At 64.3% G+C, this 17,939-nt stretch carries 11 protein-coding genes; 2 read left to right on the top strand and 9 right to left on the bottom strand.

All coding sequences use genetic code 11. The features are described 5' to 3' along the window. Window positions 1-373: 373 nt before the first annotated feature. From glgB to ACX80O_RS03675, 3 genes are read right to left on the bottom strand one after another with little or no spacing between them, the layout of a single operon-like run. Window positions 374-3,991: a 1,4-alpha-glucan branching protein GlgB gene (gene glgB / locus ACX80O_RS03685; protein ID WP_459332572.1), complete on the bottom strand. Its 3,618-nt coding sequence runs from the start codon at window positions 3,989-3,991 to the stop codon at window positions 374-376. Beyond that, entirely contained in the window at window positions 3,991-5,757 is a 1,767-nt protein-coding gene (gene treS / locus ACX80O_RS03680) for a maltose alpha-D-glucosyltransferase (RefSeq protein WP_459305737.1), read from the bottom strand. The genes glgB and treS overlap by 1 nt, the downstream gene beginning before the upstream one ends. Continuing rightward, the gene (locus ACX80O_RS03675; RefSeq protein WP_459332579.1) at window positions 5,757-7,814 is read right to left on the bottom strand and encodes an alpha-1,4-glucan--maltose-1-phosphate maltosyltransferase; all 2,058 of its coding nucleotides are present in this window, start codon (window positions 7,812-7,814) and stop codon (window positions 5,757-5,759) included. Before ACX80O_RS03675 ends, treS begins: the two co-directional genes overlap by 1 nt. A 178-nt stretch (window positions 7,815-7,992) precedes the next feature. On the opposite strand from ACX80O_RS03675, the gene glgP reads away from it, so the two are divergent. Further along, entirely contained in the window at window positions 7,993-10,605 is a 2,613-nt protein-coding gene (gene glgP, locus ACX80O_RS03670) for an alpha-glucan family phosphorylase (RefSeq protein ID WP_459305738.1), read from the top strand. A 90-nt stretch (window positions 10,606-10,695) separates the two neighbouring features. Here glgP and glgX read toward each other — a convergent pair whose 3' ends face one another. The 6 genes from glgX to ACX80O_RS03640 form a co-directional block, all read right to left on the bottom strand. After that, complete coding sequence (gene glgX, locus ACX80O_RS03665; RefSeq protein ID WP_459332571.1) at window positions 10,696-12,756, bottom strand: glycogen debranching protein GlgX; 2,061 nt, start codon at window positions 12,754-12,756, stop codon at window positions 10,696-10,698. Window positions 12,757-12,773: 17 nt separating this feature from the next. Beyond that, on the bottom strand, window positions 12,774-13,760 hold the full coding sequence (gene rlmB, locus ACX80O_RS03660; protein ID WP_459305741.1) for a 23S rRNA (guanosine(2251)-2'-O)-methyltransferase RlmB: 987 nt from the start codon (window positions 13,758-13,760) through the stop codon (window positions 12,774-12,776). 92 nt (window positions 13,761-13,852) lie between these two features. Beyond that, on the bottom strand, window positions 13,853-15,307 hold the full coding sequence (gene cysS, locus ACX80O_RS03655) for a cysteine--tRNA ligase (RefSeq protein WP_459332570.1): 1,455 nt from the start codon (window positions 15,305-15,307) through the stop codon (window positions 13,853-13,855). Window positions 15,308-15,339: 32 nt separating this feature from the next. After that, window positions 15,340-15,849: a 2-C-methyl-D-erythritol 2,4-cyclodiphosphate synthase gene (gene ispF, locus ACX80O_RS03650; protein WP_459332569.1), complete on the bottom strand. Its 510-nt coding sequence runs from the start codon at window positions 15,847-15,849 to the stop codon at window positions 15,340-15,342. Continuing rightward, on the bottom strand, window positions 15,846-16,571 hold the full coding sequence (gene ispD / locus ACX80O_RS03645) for a 2-C-methyl-D-erythritol 4-phosphate cytidylyltransferase (RefSeq protein WP_459332568.1): 726 nt from the start codon (window positions 16,569-16,571) through the stop codon (window positions 15,846-15,848). Before ispD ends, ispF begins: the two co-directional genes overlap by 4 nt. Window positions 16,572-16,647: 76 nt before the next feature. Then, complete coding sequence (locus ACX80O_RS03640; RefSeq protein WP_459305746.1) at window positions 16,648-17,130, bottom strand: CarD family transcriptional regulator; 483 nt, start codon at window positions 17,128-17,130, stop codon at window positions 16,648-16,650. 263 nt (window positions 17,131-17,393) lie between these two features. Here ACX80O_RS03640 and ACX80O_RS03635 point away from each other — a divergent pair, with 263 nt between their 5' ends. Further along, window positions 17,394-17,939, top strand: coding sequence for a hypothetical protein (locus ACX80O_RS03635; RefSeq protein ID WP_459332567.1), 546 nt, complete (start codon window positions 17,394-17,396; stop codon window positions 17,937-17,939).

Below are 17,939 nucleotides of genomic sequence, written 5' to 3'. Positions count from 1 at the left end.
CAAAAACAACCACACAACACCACAAAATGGCATCATGCAGCCAAATTCAACCAATCAATAAAACAATCGGTATCAACAAACATGGCACACTATTGAGTTCTCAAACAACAGACACACCCGACACCAAACAGAACCAAACAGTCCCATCATCGCTCCGGAGCAACTTTTCAAACTTACCGGCTGATCATCTTCAGGTCAAATCGGCTGATCTTCCAATCTCTGGGCCATACTGCACTCGGAGACGAACCGTAGTTCTAGTGGTTGTCAGCCGGTCAATTCCCTCGACCAGCGCGGATATAAACTCTAGCACCCTTCGGCCGGGGTTGTAAATCGGGTAGCGGGGCCTGCTCGGAGAGCCTAGCCCCGCGCCGATCTAGGCCCTCTTCGGGGCCAGGTACACCACGCCAAGCGGGGGGATCCGGAGGTCAGCGTACGCGGGCTGCCCACTCCACGGTCCTTCGACTGCGCTCACACCGCCGAAGTTCCCCACACCGGATCCGCCAAATTCCCCGGCATCGGTGTTAAGTACCTCTTCCCACTCACCGGACCAGGGAAGTCCGACCCGGAAGCCCTCGTGCGGCGCACCCGCGAAGTTGGCAATGCATACCAGCGGATTACCTTGCCCGTCCCACCGGATGAAGGACAAAGTGTTGCGGGCGCCGTCGTTCTCGTCGATCCACTGGAAACCCGATGGATCGTTGTCCCTGACGTAGAGTGCCGGTGTGTTTCGGTAAATACCGTTCAACGACCGAACCAGGTGCTGCACACCCTTATGGGCAGGCGTATCCGAAAGCCACCAGTCGAGACCATGCTGTTCCGACCACTCCGATTCCTGGGCATATTCGGTGCCCATAAAGATCAACTGCTTGCCGGGGTGCGCCCACTGGAACGCCAGGTAGGCACGCACGCTGGCGAGCTGCTGCCACCGGTCGCCCGGCATCTTCCTTAGCAGTGACCCCTTTCCATGCACCACTTCGTCGTGGCTGATCGGCAGGAGGAAGTTTTCGGTGTACGCGTACACCATAGAGAACGTGGCCTTGCCGTGATGGTAGCCGCGGTTGACCGGGTCTTCGGCCATGTACTCCAGGGAGTCATGCATCCAGCCCATGTTCCATTTCAGCCCGAACCCGAGGCCGCCGGCGTTGGTGGCACGGGTGACACCCGGGAAGGACGTGGATTCCTCGGCGATCATCACGATGCCGGGGACCCGCTTATAGGCGGTGGCGTTGACCTCCTGCAGGAAGTCGACGGCTTCAAGGTTTTCCCGGCCGCCGAGACGGTTCGGTGTCCATTGGCCCTCCTCGCGGGAGTAGTCCAGGTAGAGCATCGACGCAACAGCGTCCACGCGCAGCCCGTCAATGTGAAATTCCTCCAGCCAGTACAGCGCGTTGGCAACCAGAAAGTTCCGTACCTCACGGCGGCCGAAGTCGAAGATCAGGGTTCCCCAGTCGGGGTGCTCACCGAGGAAGGGATCGCCGTGTTCGTAGAGGGTGCCGCCATCGAACTTGGCTAGCGCAAACTCATCCTTCGGAAAGTGCGCTGGGACCCAGTCCATGATGACGCCGATCCCGGCCTGGTGCAGCTTGTCCACCAGGTATTTGAAGTCATCCGGGTGCCCGAACCGCGACGTCGGCGCGTAGTACGAGGTGACCTGGTAACCCCAGGAGCCGCCGAAGGGGTGCTCGGCGACGGGCATCAGCTCGACGTGAGTGAACCCCTGCCACTGCACGTATTCAGTCAGCTGCTCGGCGAGCTCACGATAGTTCAGTCCCAGCCGCCAGGAACCAAGGTGCACTTCGTACACACTCATGGGCCCGTTGTGGGGGTCGGCGGCGGCCCGCGCCGTCATCCATTCATCGTCCTGGAACGTGTAGCGGGATTCGACTACCCGCGAGCCGGTGAGTGGTGGGATCTCGGTGCCGCGGGCCATGGGATCGGCTTTTTCACGCCACTGGCCGTCATTGCCGAGGATTTCGAATTTGTAGCGCGACCCGGCAGCCGCCCCGGGAATGAAGATTTCCCAGAACCCTGAGCTGCCGAGCGTACGCATAGCGTTCACCGAGCCATCCCAGCCGTTGAAATCGGCCTTGACCCGGACCGCCTGGGCGTTGGGGGCCCACACCGCAAAGCTCACGCCATCGATGTCACCGAGCACAGACGCATAGTGGCGGACGTGGGCCCCCAGGGCAGTCCACAGTGTCTCGTGCCGGCCTTCGGCAAGTAAATGCATGTCGATTTCACCCAGTGTGGGCAGGAATCGGTACGGGTCGTCGACCAACTGCGGTTCGCCGTCGTAGGTCACTTCCAACCTGTAGTCGGGGACGTGCCCGGCGGTTTCCGCTTCAACCGTGCCCACCCAGATGCCGTTGTGCTCATGTTCCAGTTCGGTTCGCCCGCTGCCGGTCACTACGGTGACGCGCTGCGCGAGACGCCGCAGGGTGCGGATGGTCACCAGCCCGTGCCCGTCGAGGTGCGCACCCAGCACGGCATGTGGCTGGTGGTAACGCCCCTCGGAAACCGGCTGCAGGACGTCGATGGAGTGTTCGATCCTGCCCGGCGGAGTGGAGGCGACGGCTGGAACGGCGACGTCGGCGCTGACCGTGGCGGGAGCAAGGGCCCGACGCACATCGCGAACCGGGATGTCGACCCAGTCCGGGCGGTTGCGTAGCTCGTACACCACCTCGTACAGCGCCTTGTCCAGCCACAGCGCGAGGAACAAGGGGTCAGCAGAGTCAACCAAGGTGCCGGTCTGCGCCTGATAGCCGGCCGCGAACGCGGCCCCTGCAGCCGCGGTCCACTGATCGGCTTCGGCAGTCGCCGCGTCATTGCCGTGAGCCGCGGCGGCGCCAGCGTATTCCAGCGAACGCATCATCCCGACGACGTCGCGCAGCACCACATCGGGGACGCTCCGTTCGGCGGCGGGACGCAGGGGCTCGCCCTCGAAGTCGAGCACCAGCCAGGACCCATCCGGTGCGTTGAGCACCTGTCCCAGGTGGTAGTCGGCGTGGATCCGCTGCAGATCGGGCAGGGTCAGCACGCGGCGGACCCGCTCCACCACCCCGGCAACCTCATCCTCGAGCGGCCCGACGACGTCGCGCGCCTCCAGCCAGGCCCACTCGATGCGCTGGACCAGGGTTTCGATGAATTCCGCGCGTTCGACGTCGCTCGCCGCCCGGCTTCCGAATGCTTCAGCCAGCTGTGCATGGATCCGGCCAGTGACCCGGCCCAACTCGGTTGCCTCGGCGGTGAAGTCTTTATTGCCAGCGGCCGCCACCGACGCGGTGCGCCAGGCGTCCGTGCTGTTGTCAATGAAGTCCCGCAGCACGCTGAGATGCCCGGTCAGCCACTGCTTGCCGCCGCCCCGGGAGTCTTCCCAGCTGCCCGTGACCCAGCCGAAAGTGGCTGGCACGTCGACTGAACCGGCATCGGTGAGCTTGGCGCTCACCTGAACGTCGGGGCTCTCCCCGGGTGCGAGCACCCTGAAGAACTTGACGATCATCGGGCCTGCTGGCGCCCGCACTACTACTGACGTGTTGGATTGTTCACCCTTGAGCACTGTCAGCGGAAGAGGCGCGTCGGACCGTTCCGATGTGGCGAACGAACCCAACGGGTAGCCCGTGGTCCGGCCGTCCTGTGTGGTGCCGCCCGAACGCATCAACTCGACCCAGGCCGTGACGAACACCGGGTCGTGGGTGGCGTCGTAAATCCAGCGGTGGCCCAGTTCGGAGTGTTCGGCCTCACCGATCAGCGCAGCCTCGGCACCCTTGAGCGGGGCAGCACGGTAACTCAACGGGATCTGGACAATGTCCTGCCGGTGCCCGGAATCCACGGCGAGCAGGTGAACGTCGAGTCCCACCTTTCCGGTCGGGTCCTCCAGCCGGATGCCGCCGACCCTTCGAAGATCAAACTCTCGGCCTTTGGCAGGAAACCACCGCTGACCGGGGAGCCATGAAGCTAGGAGTTCTGGAAAGGTCGGCGTCAGTTTGGGCATTACTTCATGGCCTCCGGGGCTTGAATGACAGGAAGGGCTTCGGTGTGCGGCGAAGCGACGTTGGAGTTTGTCGACCGCAGGCGGAGCCAGAAGAAGTCGTGGCTACCGAGCGTCAGCGTGAGGGCACCATCCCCACCGAATGCGGGAAACGGGGTGCCACCGAAGAGGTCACGAAGACCCCGCCCGGCGTATTCCGGCAAGTTCAGCTGTGCGGCGACAGGGTGCTGCGACAGGTTGAACACGCAAAGCACCACCTCGGGCTGCTCGCCCTCAGCATTGTCGACCTCCACCTCTCGGATGAACGCCAGGACTGACTCCGCCTCGGTCGGCACATTGCGGTACGTGCCCAGGCCGAACGCGGGGTGCGACCGGCGCACGGCAAGCATCTGCCGCATCCAGTGGAGCAGCGAGCTCGAACTGGCCAGCTGCGCTTCAACGTTGACGTGGTTGTAGTGGTAGACCAGCGATTGCACGACCGGCAGGTACAGCTTTCCGGGGTCCGCCGTCGAGAACCCCGCGTTGCGGTCGGGGTTCCACTGCATCGGGGTCCGCGACGCATCGCGGTCGTCAAGCCAGATGTTGTCGCCCATCCCAATCTCATCACCGTAGTAGAGGAACGGGCTGCCGGGCAGGGACAACAGCAGGGCGTGGATCAGTTCCACTTCAGCCCGTGAATTGTCGAGCAGCGGTGACAGCCGACGGCGGATACCCACGTTTGCACGCATCCTCGAGTCCGGGGCGTACCAGCCGAGCATCGCTTCGCGTTCCTCGTTGGTGACCATTTCGAGGGTGAGCTCGTCGTGGTTCCTAAGGAAAGTGCCCCACTGCGCACCGGCGGGGATGTTGGGAGTCTCGGCCATCGTGTCGATGATCGGGGCGGCCTTCTGATCGCGCAGGGCATAGAAGAGCTTGGGCATGATGGGGAAATGGAAGCACATGTGACACTCGGGGCCCTCGGCGTCGCCGAAGTACTCGACCACCTCTTCGGGGAGCTGGTTGGCCTCGGCGACGATAATGCGGCCGGGGTAGTTCTCGTCCACCATGGTGCGCAGGTCCTTCAGGAACGCGTGCGTCTGCGGCAGGTTTTCGCTGTTGGTTCCTTCCTCCTCGAAGAGGTAGGGGATGGCATCCGCACGGAAACCGTCGATACCCTGGTCCAGCCAGAACTTCACCACATCGAAGAGTGCCTCGATGACCTTGGGGTTCTCGAAGTTGAGGTCCGGCTGGTGGGAGAAGAACCGGTGCCAGAAAAACTGCCGGCGGACGGGGTCGAAGGTCCAGTTGGATTCCTCGGTGTCGACAAAAATGATTCGTGCGTCCTCGTACTTCTCATCGGTGTCACTCCAGACGTAGAAATCACCGTAGGGGCCGTCGGGATCGTTCCGGGATTCCTCGAACCAGTGGTGTTTGTCGGAGGTGTGGTTCAGCGGCAGGTCAATGATGACGCGGACACCCCGGGCGTGGGCCTCGGCGACCAGACGCTTAAAGTCGCTGATGGTCCCGAATTCGTCGAGGACGTTGTAGTAATCGGCGATGTCATAGCCGCCGTCGCGCAGTGGCGACTTGAAGAACGGTGGCAGCCACAGGCAGTCGACGCCAAGCCACTGCAGGTAATCGAGTTTGTCAATCAGGCCTGAGAAATCACCTGAGCCGTCACCGTTCGCGTCGGCGAACCCCCGCACCAGAACTTCGTAGAATACAGCCTTGCGATACCAGTGTGGGTCATGCGCGAGACCGGGTGCGTTAAGTTGAAACGGGTTGGCCACTAGGGCTTCCTCCTGAGGTAAAGAATGTGTGCTGGTTCCACATGCGGGTCCAGCCTGACGTAATTGTGGGTACCCCAGACCCAACTTTGGCCGGTGATGAGATCGTCCACCCAGAAGGTGCCATCCTCATTGCAGTCTTCGGGATCGAGGGCCAGGGCTTCGAGGTTCAGTGAGACAGTGCTCTCCCGCGCACCATGCGGATCCAGATTGACAACCACGATGATCGTGTCCTTGGCTGAGCTCTCGCCACCGACATTCTCCTTGTGTTTGGAGAACACCAGGGTGTCCGGGTCGGAGCTGTGGTGAAGGGTCAGGTTCTCGAGGTCCCCCAGCGCCGGGTGATCCCGGCGGATGTGGTTGAGCCTGGTCAGGTAGGGCGCCAGGCTCCTGCCCTCGGTTTCGGCTCGTTTGAAGTCGCGGGGGCGGTACTCGAACTTCTCATTGTCGATTGACTCCTCGGCGCCGGGGCGGGCCACATGCTCGTAGAGCTCGTACCCCGCGTAGACCCCCCACAGGGGGCTGGCCATGGCTGCGAGCGCTGCCCGGATCTTGAACCCTGCCGGCCCCCCGTACTGGAGGAACTCGGTGAGGATGTCGGGGGTGTTTACAAAAAAGTTAGGCCGGAAGTACGGCGCGCTGACCTTGCTGACCTCGGTGAAGTATTCCTCGAGTTCAGTCTTGGTGTTGCGCCAGGTGAAGTAGGTGTAAGACTGCTGGAATCCTGCGCGGCCCAGGGCGTGCATCATCGGTGGGCGGGTAAACGCCTCGGCGAGGAAAACGACGCCGGGATGTTTGGCGTTCACTTCCCTAATCAGCCATTCCCAGAACACCACCGGTTTGGTGTGCGGGTTGTCCACCCGGAAAATCTTCACTCCATGGCTGATCCACAACAGCACGATCCTGAGTACCTCGCGGGAGAGGCCATCCGGATCGTTGTCGAAGTTGATGGGGTAAATGTCCTGGTATTTCTTGGGAGGGTTCTCCGCGTAGGCGACCGACCCGTCCACCCGCGTGGTGAACCACTCGGGATGCGAGGCGACCCAGGGGTGGTCCGGCGAGGCCTGTAGGGCGAGGTCCAGCGCAACTTCCAGGTTCAGTGCACGGGCCCGCGCCACGAAGGCATCGAAATCGTCGAACGTCCCGAGGTCAGGGTGGATCGCGTCGTGGCCCCCCTCGGCGGCGCCGATGGCCCACGGCGACCCGGGGTCACCGGGACCTGCCGTCAGCGTGTTGTTGGGTCCTTTGCGGTGCGTGCGCCCGATGGGGTGAATGGGCGGCAGGTAGACGACGTCGAACCCCATGTCAGCGACGCCGGTCAGCCGGTCGGCCGCGGTGACGAAGGTGCCCGAGGTCCACTGCGCGGTGGCCGGGTCGTACGTTGCACCTTCGGACCGGGGGAAGAATTCATACCAGGAGGCGCGGCCTGCGAGCTCGCGCTCCACCAGGATCCGGTACGACTGCGACGTGGTGACCAGGTCGCGGAGCGGTTCGCGACCGATGGCGGCGAGAAGGTCGGCTGACTCACCGGCGGCGAGGCGCTCGTCCACGGGGAGAGCGGTATCGGCGAGGATCCGAGCCGCCGCAGTAAACGCCGCAGCATCCTTGCCAGACCGGGAGACGGCGGCGTTGGTGAACAGGGCTGCACCCTCGGCGAGCATCAGCTCGACATCGACGCCCACGGCGATCTTCACCTCAGCGTTGTGGTGCCAGGTGCCGTAGAGGTCGCCCCATCCTTCGATGACGAAGGTGTAGCTGCCGGCCGCCGGCGGCCGGAGCAGACCTTCATACCGGTCGAGTCCCAGCCCCACCGGTGCCAGGCGCACCCGCTGGACCTCTTTGCCCTTGCTGGAGAGCAGGACCGCTGATACTCCCAGCTGGTCGTGCCCTTCTCGGAAGACTGTGGCGCCTACCGCGACATCTGATCCCGGGATCGCTTTGGAGGGGAAAGCCCCGCCTTCGACCACAGGAGAGATGTTGGTGATTGGAATTCGTCCGAACCGCAGATCAGCCCTGTCTATCGGCTTTCTGGCGGTGCGTCCCTTACGTGGTGGCTTGATTGAAGTCGTCACAGGTTAGACGTTAGCGAGTATTTGCCGAGATTACTAAGGCGCGCGCACGTAACATCCGCGCATATAGCGGTGGAGTTGGGGCCTGACGCAAACGTTTACTGTCAGTTACTCTCCTCAGCGCGTCGAGACGGGCCCACACCGGGAAAAATGCGCTAACCTTTCCCGGGTGAAGGCAATCCGCAGATTTACAGTCCGTACCGTCCTCCCTGAAAGCATCGCCCCGCTGGGCAAGCTGGCAGGCAACCTGCGTTGGTCGTGGCATCTGCCGACCACCCGCCTATTCCGTGACCTTGACGCCACGGCATGGGAGGCGAGCGGCCAAGATCCAGTGGCCTTCCTAGGCTCTGTGACACGAGAGCAGCTGAGTAAGCTCGCCGACAATGAACGGCTCGTTGCCAGGATTCAGGAGCTCGGCGACGACCTGGACCGCTACCTTTCCGAACCCCGCTGGTATCAGTCCCTCGGCGCTGATGCCCCGCGCTCCATCGCCTACTTCTCCCCCGAGTACGGCATCAGCGCCGTCCTCCCCCAGTATTCGGGTGGCCTCGGCATCCTTGCCGGTGACCACCTCAAAGCCGCTTCCGACCTTGGCGTCCCGCTGATCGGCGTCGGCCTCCTCTACCAGGCCGGCTATTTCAAGCAGTCGCTCTCCCGCGACGCCTGGCAGCAGGAAACCTACCCCGTCCTCGATCCTGACGGTCTGCCGCTGACGCTGCTCCGTGAGGAGGACGGCACGCCCGCCAGGGTGGTCCTGCCGCTGCCCGCCGGCCGCCAGCTGATCGCCCACATTTGGCGGGCCGACGTCGGCCGCGTCCCACTCCTGCTCCTTGACTCCAACGTGGCCGGCAACGACGAGGCAGCCCGCAACGTCACCGACCGCCTGTACGGCGGCGGCGGGGATCAGCGGCTGCAGCAGGAGCTGCTGCTGGGCATGGGCGGCGTGAAGGCGCTGCGCATCTTTGAACGGTTGACCGGCACCCCGGCACCCGAGGTGTTCCACACCAATGAGGGCCATGCCGGGTTCCTCGGCATCGAACGCATCCGCGAACTGATGGATCCGTCCAACCCGTCGCCAATGAGCTGGGAGGAAGCGCTCACCGCCGGCCGGTCCTGCACCGTGTTCACCACCCACACCCCAGTTCCCGCGGGAATCGACAGGTTCGAGAAGTCCCAGATCGAGCACTTCTTCGACGCGGGCCTGGCACCGTCGGTTCCGACGGCGAAGGTCCTCACCCTCGGCGCCGAGAACTACGTCGACGGCGACCCCAACAAGTTCAACATGGCGGTGATGGGCCTACGGTTGGCCCAGCGCGCCAACGGCGTCGCCAAACTGCATGGTGTGGTGTCCCGCGGCATGTTCTCCGGGCTCTGGCCGGGGTTCGACACCAGCGAGGTCCCCATCTCGTCGGTGACCAACGGTGTTCACGTGCCCACCTGGGTTGATCCGCTGATCGCCGACTTCGCCCGGGATCGATTCGGCGCCGAATCGGTCCTGGACCCGCAGTGGTCCAAGGTGTACGACGTCGAGGACTCCGACATCTGGGCGCTACGCCGCCGCCTCCGCTCCAACCTGATCGACGATGTGCGGCAGCGGCTGCGCTCCTCCTGGAAGAAGCGCGGCGCCGCCGACGCCGAACTGGCGTGGACCAACAACGTGATGGACCCTGACGTCCTGACCATCGGCTTCGCCCGCCGGGTTCCCACCTACAAGCGGCTGACCCTGATGCTCAGGGACCCGGCCCGGCTGAAAGCCCTGCTGCTCCACCCCGACAACCCGATCCAGCTGGTCATCGCCGGCAAGTCCCACCCAGCCGATGAGCAGGGCAAGCGGATGATCCAGGACCTGGTCCGGTTCACCGACGACCCCGAGGTCCGTCACCGGATCGTGTTCCTGCCTAATTACGACATCGCGATGGCTCGCACGCTGTTCCCCGGCTGCGACGTCTGGCTGAACAATCCGCTGCGGCCGCTGGAGGCGTGCGGCACCTCAGGCATGAAATCGGCGATCAACGGCGGCCTCAACCTGTCGGTCCTGGACGGCTGGTGGGATGAAATGTACGACGGCGACAACGGCTGGGCCATTCCCACGGCCAACAATGACGCGTCCCCGGAGGAGCGCGATGACATTGAGGCGTCAGCGCTGTACGACCTGCTCGAGGAGCAGGTCGCTCCCCGGTTCTACAGCACCGTCCGTTCCGAGGGTGCGGGCGCGGCGGGACCATCAGAGCTGTCGCACGACGGCGTCCCGCACCAGTGGGTGGCCATGATCAAGCACACCATGGCGAACCTTGGCCCTGCCGTGTCCGCCGAGCGGATGCTGCAGGACTATGTCAGCCACCTGTATCAGCCGGCCTGGCGGGCCGGCTGTCTGGCAGCTGAATCCGATTATTCGGCAGCCAAACACACAGCCTCGTGGCGGTCACGGATCAACGACGGCTGGTCTGCGGTTCAGGTGGAGCATGTTGACTCGATCGGTGTCGCTGAAGATCCCCAGATCGGTGACTCGCTAACGGTCAACGCGTACGTCTCACTCGGCGCCCTCTCCCCCGACGACGTCGCCGTCGAGGTGGCGTACGGGCGCGCCTCAGAGAGCGACGAACTCAGCGAGGTGGCGCTGGCTGACCTTCAGTCGTCCGAAAACCTGGGTGCCGGTCGGTACCTGTTCTCGGGCGGGGTGACGATTGACCACTCGGGATCCTTCGGGTACACCGTGCGGGTACTACCCAAACACGTCAGCCTAGCGTCCAAGTCGGAGCTTGGTCTGGTCGCGAACGCGTAGTATCTAACGCTTGCAGGCTTAACGCCTGCTTTGCATCGGCGGCAGTCGCACCAGAGTTTCCTGGGGCGGCTGCCGCTTTTGCGTGGGCCGCTAGATCCGGTACACGCTGATGGAGTTGGTGGGCACGATGTCAGTCTCCCCCGACCCGATTCGCGCCCCGCGCCGGCGGTCCTGGTCGGCTGCTGTGCTGTAGCGCAGCTCGAACCTCGTGATTGATGGTAGCCCGCTGTCCCTGAGGGCGTCCCGCCCCGGCAGGGTGATCTTGGCGTCCTCCAGGCCGCCGTTAATGACCACCAGGCCGTCGAGGATGCCGTTGGGTGAGCCGAGGAGCACCTGCACTGTCCGGGACGCCGGATCGATCCACTGGTCCTGGGTCATCGGTGTGCCTCCCGCATTGAACCAGTGCAGGTAGGAGCTGTCGTCGCGGGCAGGGTAGCCGTGGGGCTGGTGGGCCAGGAACTCCCGTCTGATCCGGAGCAGAGAACGGGTGTGCTCGAGAAGGTGGCGGGCGTCGTCGTCGTGGTCCCAGGGCAGCCAGGCCAGCTCGTTGTCCTGGCAGTAGGCGTTGTTGTTGCCGCGCTGGGACCGGCCGAACTCGTCGCCGGCGGTGATCATGGGGACGCCGAGGGATAGCAGGAGGGTGGCCATCAGGTTCCGTGCGGTCTGCGACCGGGCCGCGGCGATGCTCTCCTGGTCGGTTGGGCCTTCCATGCCGTGATTGTAGCTACGGTTGTCGTTATGACCGTCGCGGTTCTGCTCGCCGTTGGCTTCGTTGTGTTTGCGGCTGTAGGAGGTCAGGTCAGCGAGCGTGAACCCGTCGTGCGCGGTGATGAGGTTGATGCTGGACACGGAGGTGCGCCCCGACGGCCCGAAGACGTCGGCGGACCCGCTCAGGCACCCGGCCAGGCGCGCCACCGAGCCGGCGTCGCCGCCGGCCGCGAGGCTGGCCTGATCGGTGAGCCAGAAGTCACGCACCGTATCGCGGAAGCGGTCATTCCAGTCGGCCCAGCCCTGCGGGAAGTTGCCGGTCTGCCAGCCGCCCATGCCAATATCCCAGGGTTCGGCGATTAGTTTCACACCGCGTAGCGCCCGGTCGGCGGCGACCGCGATGAGGAACGGGTGGCGTGGGGTGAAGGTGTGGGTGTCATCCCGGCACATTGACACGGCCAGGTCGAAGCGGAAGCCGTCAACCTGGAATTCCTCGACCCAGTAGCGCAGCGAGTCCAGGGCCAGGGCGATCACCCGTGGATGGGCGAAGTTCAGGGTGTTGCCGCAGCCGGTGGTGTCCAGGTAGCGGCCGCCGTCGCCGTGGCGGTAGTACTCCTTGTCGCCCAGGCCGCGCCAGCTCAGGGCCGGTATATCCGGTGGGCCTTCGGCGGTGTGGTTGTACACGACGTCGAGGATGACCTCGAGGCCCGCTTCGTGGAGGAGTTTCACCATGCCCTTGAACTCATCCTGGACGGCTGTCGGCCCGGCGGTGCGGGAGGCCTCGGTGGCGTAGCCGGGGTGCGGCGCGAAATAGCCGAGGGTGTTGTACCCCCAGTAGTTGGTCAGCCCGAGGGGTCCCAGGTGAGGCTCATCAATGTGGAAGTGGATCGGCAGCAGTTCCACAGCCGTGATGCCCAGTGCTTTGAGGTAACCGATCATGACCGGGTGTGCCAGGCCCGCGTAGGTGCCGCGGAGTTCGGCAGGGATGCCCGGGTGCAGCTGGGTCAGACCCTTGACATGGGCTTCGTAGACCACCGTGTCACGCCAGTGGGTCCGCGGCGGGGCTGAGGTACCCCAGTCGAAACTGCCGTCCTCGACAAAGACCGACCAGTACACCGGACCGTCCACGGTGTCCACAGTGTCGATGGCCCGGGCATAGGGGTCAAGGAGCAGCTGGGTGTTCTCTGGCCGGTCGGTGTCGGCCGGCCAGAACGCGTACCGCGCCGAGTCTCCGAGTCCCTCCACCAGCCCATGATGCACGCCGTCGGTGTAATCCGGCAGGGCTGCCGAATGCCAGCTGCCGTCGGGTATCTGGAAGTGTACCGCCAGGGCGGACACTCCGGGCGCATACACGGCGATGTTGAGGCTTTGGGCAGCCCGGCCGCGGTGCACACCCAACGGGAACTCGCTGGACGGCGGACTGATTTCGAGTGAGACGCTCATGGTGAGGTGCTGCGCGGTTAGGCGGAGCGTTGACGCGAAATCTCGTACAGGCTGATCCCCACTGCCATCGAGGCGTTCAGGGATTCCATTGCCGAGTCGATCGGGATGGAGACAATCTGGTCGCAATTTTCCCGGACCAGCCGTGACAGGCCCTTGCCCTCGGAGCCCACCACAAGGCAGACCGGCTCCCGGCCGAGGGTCAGATCGGGAAGGGACACGTCGCCGTCGCCGTCGAGACCGAGCACGAAAATACCCTTCTCTTTGAAGGACTTCAGAGTGGAGTTGAGGTTCCCCGCCTTCGCCACGGGGACGCGCACTGCGGCACCGGCGCTGGTCTTCCAGGCCGAAGCAGTCATGCCAACCGACCGGCGTTCAGGGACGATCACGCCGTGGCCGCTGAAGGCCGAGAGTGACCTGATGATGGCGCCAAGGTTACGTGGGTCGGTGATGCCGTCCAGGGCCACGAACAGCGGGGCGTTGTTGATGTGACCCTTCTTCCATTTCTGGATGGTGTCGGTGGCGAGGTCCACGGCGTCGGCGTACTCGTACGGAGGGATCTGCAGCATGATGCCCTGGTGTACCGAGCCGTCGGCCATCCGATCCAGCTCGGTCTTACCGGTTTCCATCAGCGGGATGCCGCGTTCGGTGGCCAGTTTCAGGGACTCCCGGATACGCTCGTCCATCTCGATCCGGATCGCCACGTGCAGTGCCTTGGCGGGGATGCCAGCGCGCAGCGCCTCAACCACAGCGTTGCGTCCGGTGACCATCTCTTCGGCGCCCTTGCCGCGGGCGTTGCGGGAGGAACCGGGGTTGCGGGTGCCCGCGTGCTTGGCCGCCGAGCGTTCGGCGAGCTGCTTGCTCTTGTGCGCCTTGTGGTACGGGCGATCCTCGGCCTTCGGGGTGGGTCCCTTGCCCTCCAGTGCCCTGCGTCCAAGGCCGCCGGTTCCGCCCGAGGGGCCCTTTTTGCTCTTGCGCACAGCGCCGGGACGTCCGTGAGTGGCCATGGGGAAAACACCTTTGGGTAGAAGATTGGTCACCCCAGTTTACGCGGGGAACGCGGACGACTGCACCGGCGCCCTACCCGCTCCGTGGAAGGTTAGTTTTTCAGGCTCCAGGAGGCGCCGTCCGTGGTGTCTTCAATGACGATTCCGGCGCTGCTGAGGGCGTCCCGGATGGCGTCGGCCCGCGCCCAGTCCCTGATGTCCCGGGCGATCGTGCGTTGCCGTAACTGGGAGGTGATGAGGGCGTCGAGCGCAGCGTGCTCCGAGCTCCGGGCACCCCTGCCGGGATCCTGCACATCGTCGAGACCCAGCACCCCGGTCATTGTCATGACGTCGGTGAATGCTCTCTGGGTGGTACCGCTGTCGGCCGCGGCCAGCGCGGTGTTGCCGGCCCGGACCGTGTCATGCAGGACAGCCAGGGCCTGCGGCACGTTGAGGTCGTCGTTCATGGCATCCCTGAAGGGTTCAGGAAAATCCCGAGAGCCAGGCCCGAACCCGTTCGGGAATTCCCGGGCGGCGGCCTTCGCCAGAAACCCGTCGATGCGTTCGACGGCGGCGGCTGCCTCCTGCAGGGAGGTGGGCCGGTAGTCGAGCACCGACCGGTAGTGTGCCTGTCCGAGGTAGTAGCGCACCACGCGGGGGCTGGCGAGTTCGAGCATGTCGGCGGGGCTCACCGTGTTCCCGATCGACTTGGACATCTTCTCGCCCTCGAAGGTCACCATGCCGTTGTGCATCCAATACCGGGCAAACGGGTGTCCGGCGGCCTGGGATTGGGCCATTTCGTTCTCGTGATGCGGGAACCGCAGGTCCAGTCCACCGCCGTGGATGTCGAATTCGGCGCCGAGGTATTTGGTGACCATCGCCGAGCATTCAAGGTGCCAGCCAGGCCGGCCCGGCCCCCACGGGCTGGGCCACGAGGCGGTCTCCGGCTCACCCACTTTCCACCCTTTCCACAGCGCAAAATCGCGTGGATCCCGTTTCCGGGTGCTGAACTGGGGTTCGACGTCGGCCGCGTTCTGCATGTCGTCAATGTTCTGGCGGGTCAACGAGCCGTAGCCCTGCCAGGAGCGGACGTCGAAATAGACGTCACCCGACTCGTCATTCGCCGGGTAGGCGTGGCCCCGGTCGATCAGGAGCTGGATCAGCGCGTGCATTTCCGGGATGTGGCCGGTGGCGCGCGGCTCGTAGGTCGGGCGGCGGACCCCGAGCGTGTCGTAGGCACGCTGGAATTCGAGTTCGTAGCGGTAGGCCAACGCCCACCACTGCTCGTTGCGCAGGTGGGGCGGCAGATCGTCGTCGTACTCGGATTCCTTGGCGCGTACCAAAATTTTGTCATCAATATCGGTGACGTTGCGGACTGTGGTGACCCGGTAGCCGCTGGCACTCAGCCAGCGGGTCAGCTGGTCGAACGCGATCGCTGAGCGGATGTGGCCCACATGCGGCATGCCCTGCACGGTGGCACCGCAGTAGTACAGCCCCACCTCCCCCGATTGGAGCGGGACGAAGTCGCGGGTCTGCGCTGTTGCTGTGTCATAGAATCTCAGGCTCACCGCATAAGGCTAGCTGGTCGCGGTGGCCGGCTTCATCCGGCAGTGGTTTCGGTCCCCTCGCTAACCTGCACGACGACGGCGGTTGCCACCGCCGCGACGCCCTTGCCCCTCCCAGTGAAGCCGAGTCCGTCGGTCGTGGTCGCCGACACGCTGACCGGCGCGCCGGCTGCGGCGCTCAGCACGGTTTCGGCTTCCGCGCGGCGGGGGGCGAACTTGGGCCGATTGCCGATCAGCTGCACCGCCACGTTGCCAATCTCGAACCCCGCATCGCGCACAATCCGGGCCGCTTCGGTCAGCAGGCTCACCCCGGAAGCACCGGCGAATTCGGGGCGGTCGGTCCCGAAGTGGGTGCCGAGGTCGCCGACCCCCGCCGCGGAGAAGAGTGCATCGGCGGCCGCGTGAGCCACGACGTCGCCGTCGGAGTGGCCGCTCAGGCCGATTTCCCCGTCCCACAGCAGACCGGCGAGCCACAGCGGCCGGGGTGCGTCGGCGGGGGCGAACGCATGAACATCGACCCCGATGCCGGTGCGCGGCAGCTTCATGGCTGTGTCGTTTCTGTCGAGGTGCGGGTGAGGATTTCAGCGAGCTGCAGGTCCTGGGCGGTGGTGATCTTGAAGGCCGCGTCGGCCCCAGCGACCACCTGCACCGGAATGCCGAGGCGCTCCATCAGCATGGCGTCGTCGGTGACCGCGGCCCCAGGGTCCTGGTGGGCGCGGCGGAGGGCTTTCACGCTAAAGCCTTGGGGGGTCTGGATGGCACGCAGCATGTCCCGGGGTGGGGTGCCGGTCACCACGGAGTCTTTCACCGTTTTGATGGTGTCGACGACGGGGATCGCGGGGACCACCGCGTCGGCGCCGAAGTGCAGCGCGGCGACGACCCGGCGGAAGACCTCCGGTGGGGTGAGGGCGCGGGCGGCGTCGTGCACGAGAACCAGGGCGATCGTGGGTGAGAGAGCGGTGAGGCCGGCTGCCACCGAATCGGGGCGGGTCGCTCCGCCGTCGACCAGCCGGATTTTCGCGTCGGTGGCCACGGCACCGATGGCCCGTCGAAGAACGGTGTCTCCTGCCGGGACGACCACGCAGATCTCAGTGGCAACACCGGCGTCGAGGACACCCTGCAGGCAGTGGTGGAGGATGCTGCGGCCAGCGATCTGCACCTGGGCCTTGGGAATGCCGCGGCCGAGTCGCTGACCGGCTCCGCCTGCCACAATGATGACTCCGACCTGCGCTGCGCTGGGCTCTGGGCGGGGACTCGTTTTTGACACGTGATCACCTTATGCCAGGGCTCGACAGTCAGGACAAGAAAAAGGGACCGCCCACCCGGGCGGCCCCTCACTCACTCTAGGAAGCCAGTACTTCGTCGAGAACGGTTGCTGCCTTCTCTTCGTCAGTCTTCTCTGCAAGCGCCAACTCGGAGATCAGAATCTGCCGCGCCTTGGCGAGCATTCTCTTCTCCCCTGCGGACAACCCACGGTCATGATCACGGCGCCATAGGTCGCGGACGACCTCCGCAACCTTGATCACGTCACCCGAGGCAAGCTTTTCAAGGTTCGCCTTGTAGCGGCGCGACCAGTTGGTGGGCTCTTCAGTGAACTCGGCCCGCAACACATCGAAGACATGCTGGAGACCTTCCTTGCCCACTACATCGCGCACCCCAACGAGGTCAACGTTTTCTGCTGGAACTTCAATGGTTAGATCACCCTGAGCCACCTTGAGCTTGAGATACATCTTCTCTTCGCCCTTGACGACGCGCATCTTGATCTCTTCAATCTTTGCTGCGCCGTGGTGAGGATAAACTACTGTTTCGCCGACCTCAAAAACCATGTGGACTTTCCCCTTTCCCGCAGATCAGTTTATCACGAATTCGACACGCCGACGGCGTGTTTTCGCAGGTCAGCCGGGACTTACGGATGTCGGTGACTATGATTCGCCCCTTGACGGATCCGTGTTTAAGTGATCCACGTCGCTCCAGAAGTGTTCTGTAGGGGCTCCGGCGCTCCATCGTCGGGTGACTTTTCCCGATAGGCTGTAGCCAAAGTTCAACCAGCAGTTCCCCCAGCTGATCAACCACCGTAGGAGTTTGCGCTGTGAAGAGTGACCGAATCAATCCCCTACAGCACCCCCGGGCCAAGCGGAGCCTGGCTGCTGGTGCGGCACTGGCTGCCGTTCTTGGTGCCACCGGTTGCAGCGTGACGAGCGAACAGGCCACCACCATCCAGTACGCGGCGTCCGACGGCATCGTCGACGGGGTGGGGCCCCTCGAACTGCGCAACATCATGATCATCACGTCGGATGAGGGCGAGCCCGGAACCATCCTGGGAACAGTGTTCAACCCAACCGACTCTGCGGTTCAGTTGACCATCGAGGGCGACAACGAGACGGTCGACATCACCGTTCCCGCCGAAGGAAAATGGGTCTTCGAAGATGAGACGACCGACGACGGCGTCCTCGACGGCATCAGCGAAATCCCCGGAGCCCTCGTTGACCTGACCTTCGTGGTGAATTCGGAGACGGCCGAGCTGCGGGTTCCTGTACTGGACGGCACGCTCGAGGAGTACCGGGAGTACGTGCCGGGCGGGTACACCCCTGACCCCACGCCGACGCCCGAAGAAACCGGCGAAGAGGAAGAGTGA

The sequence above is a fragment of the Arthrobacter glycogeni genome, from assembly GCF_054511155.1.
The sequence above is the reverse complement of the archived record's forward strand: the minus strand, read 5'-3'. Positions and strand labels throughout refer to the sequence as shown.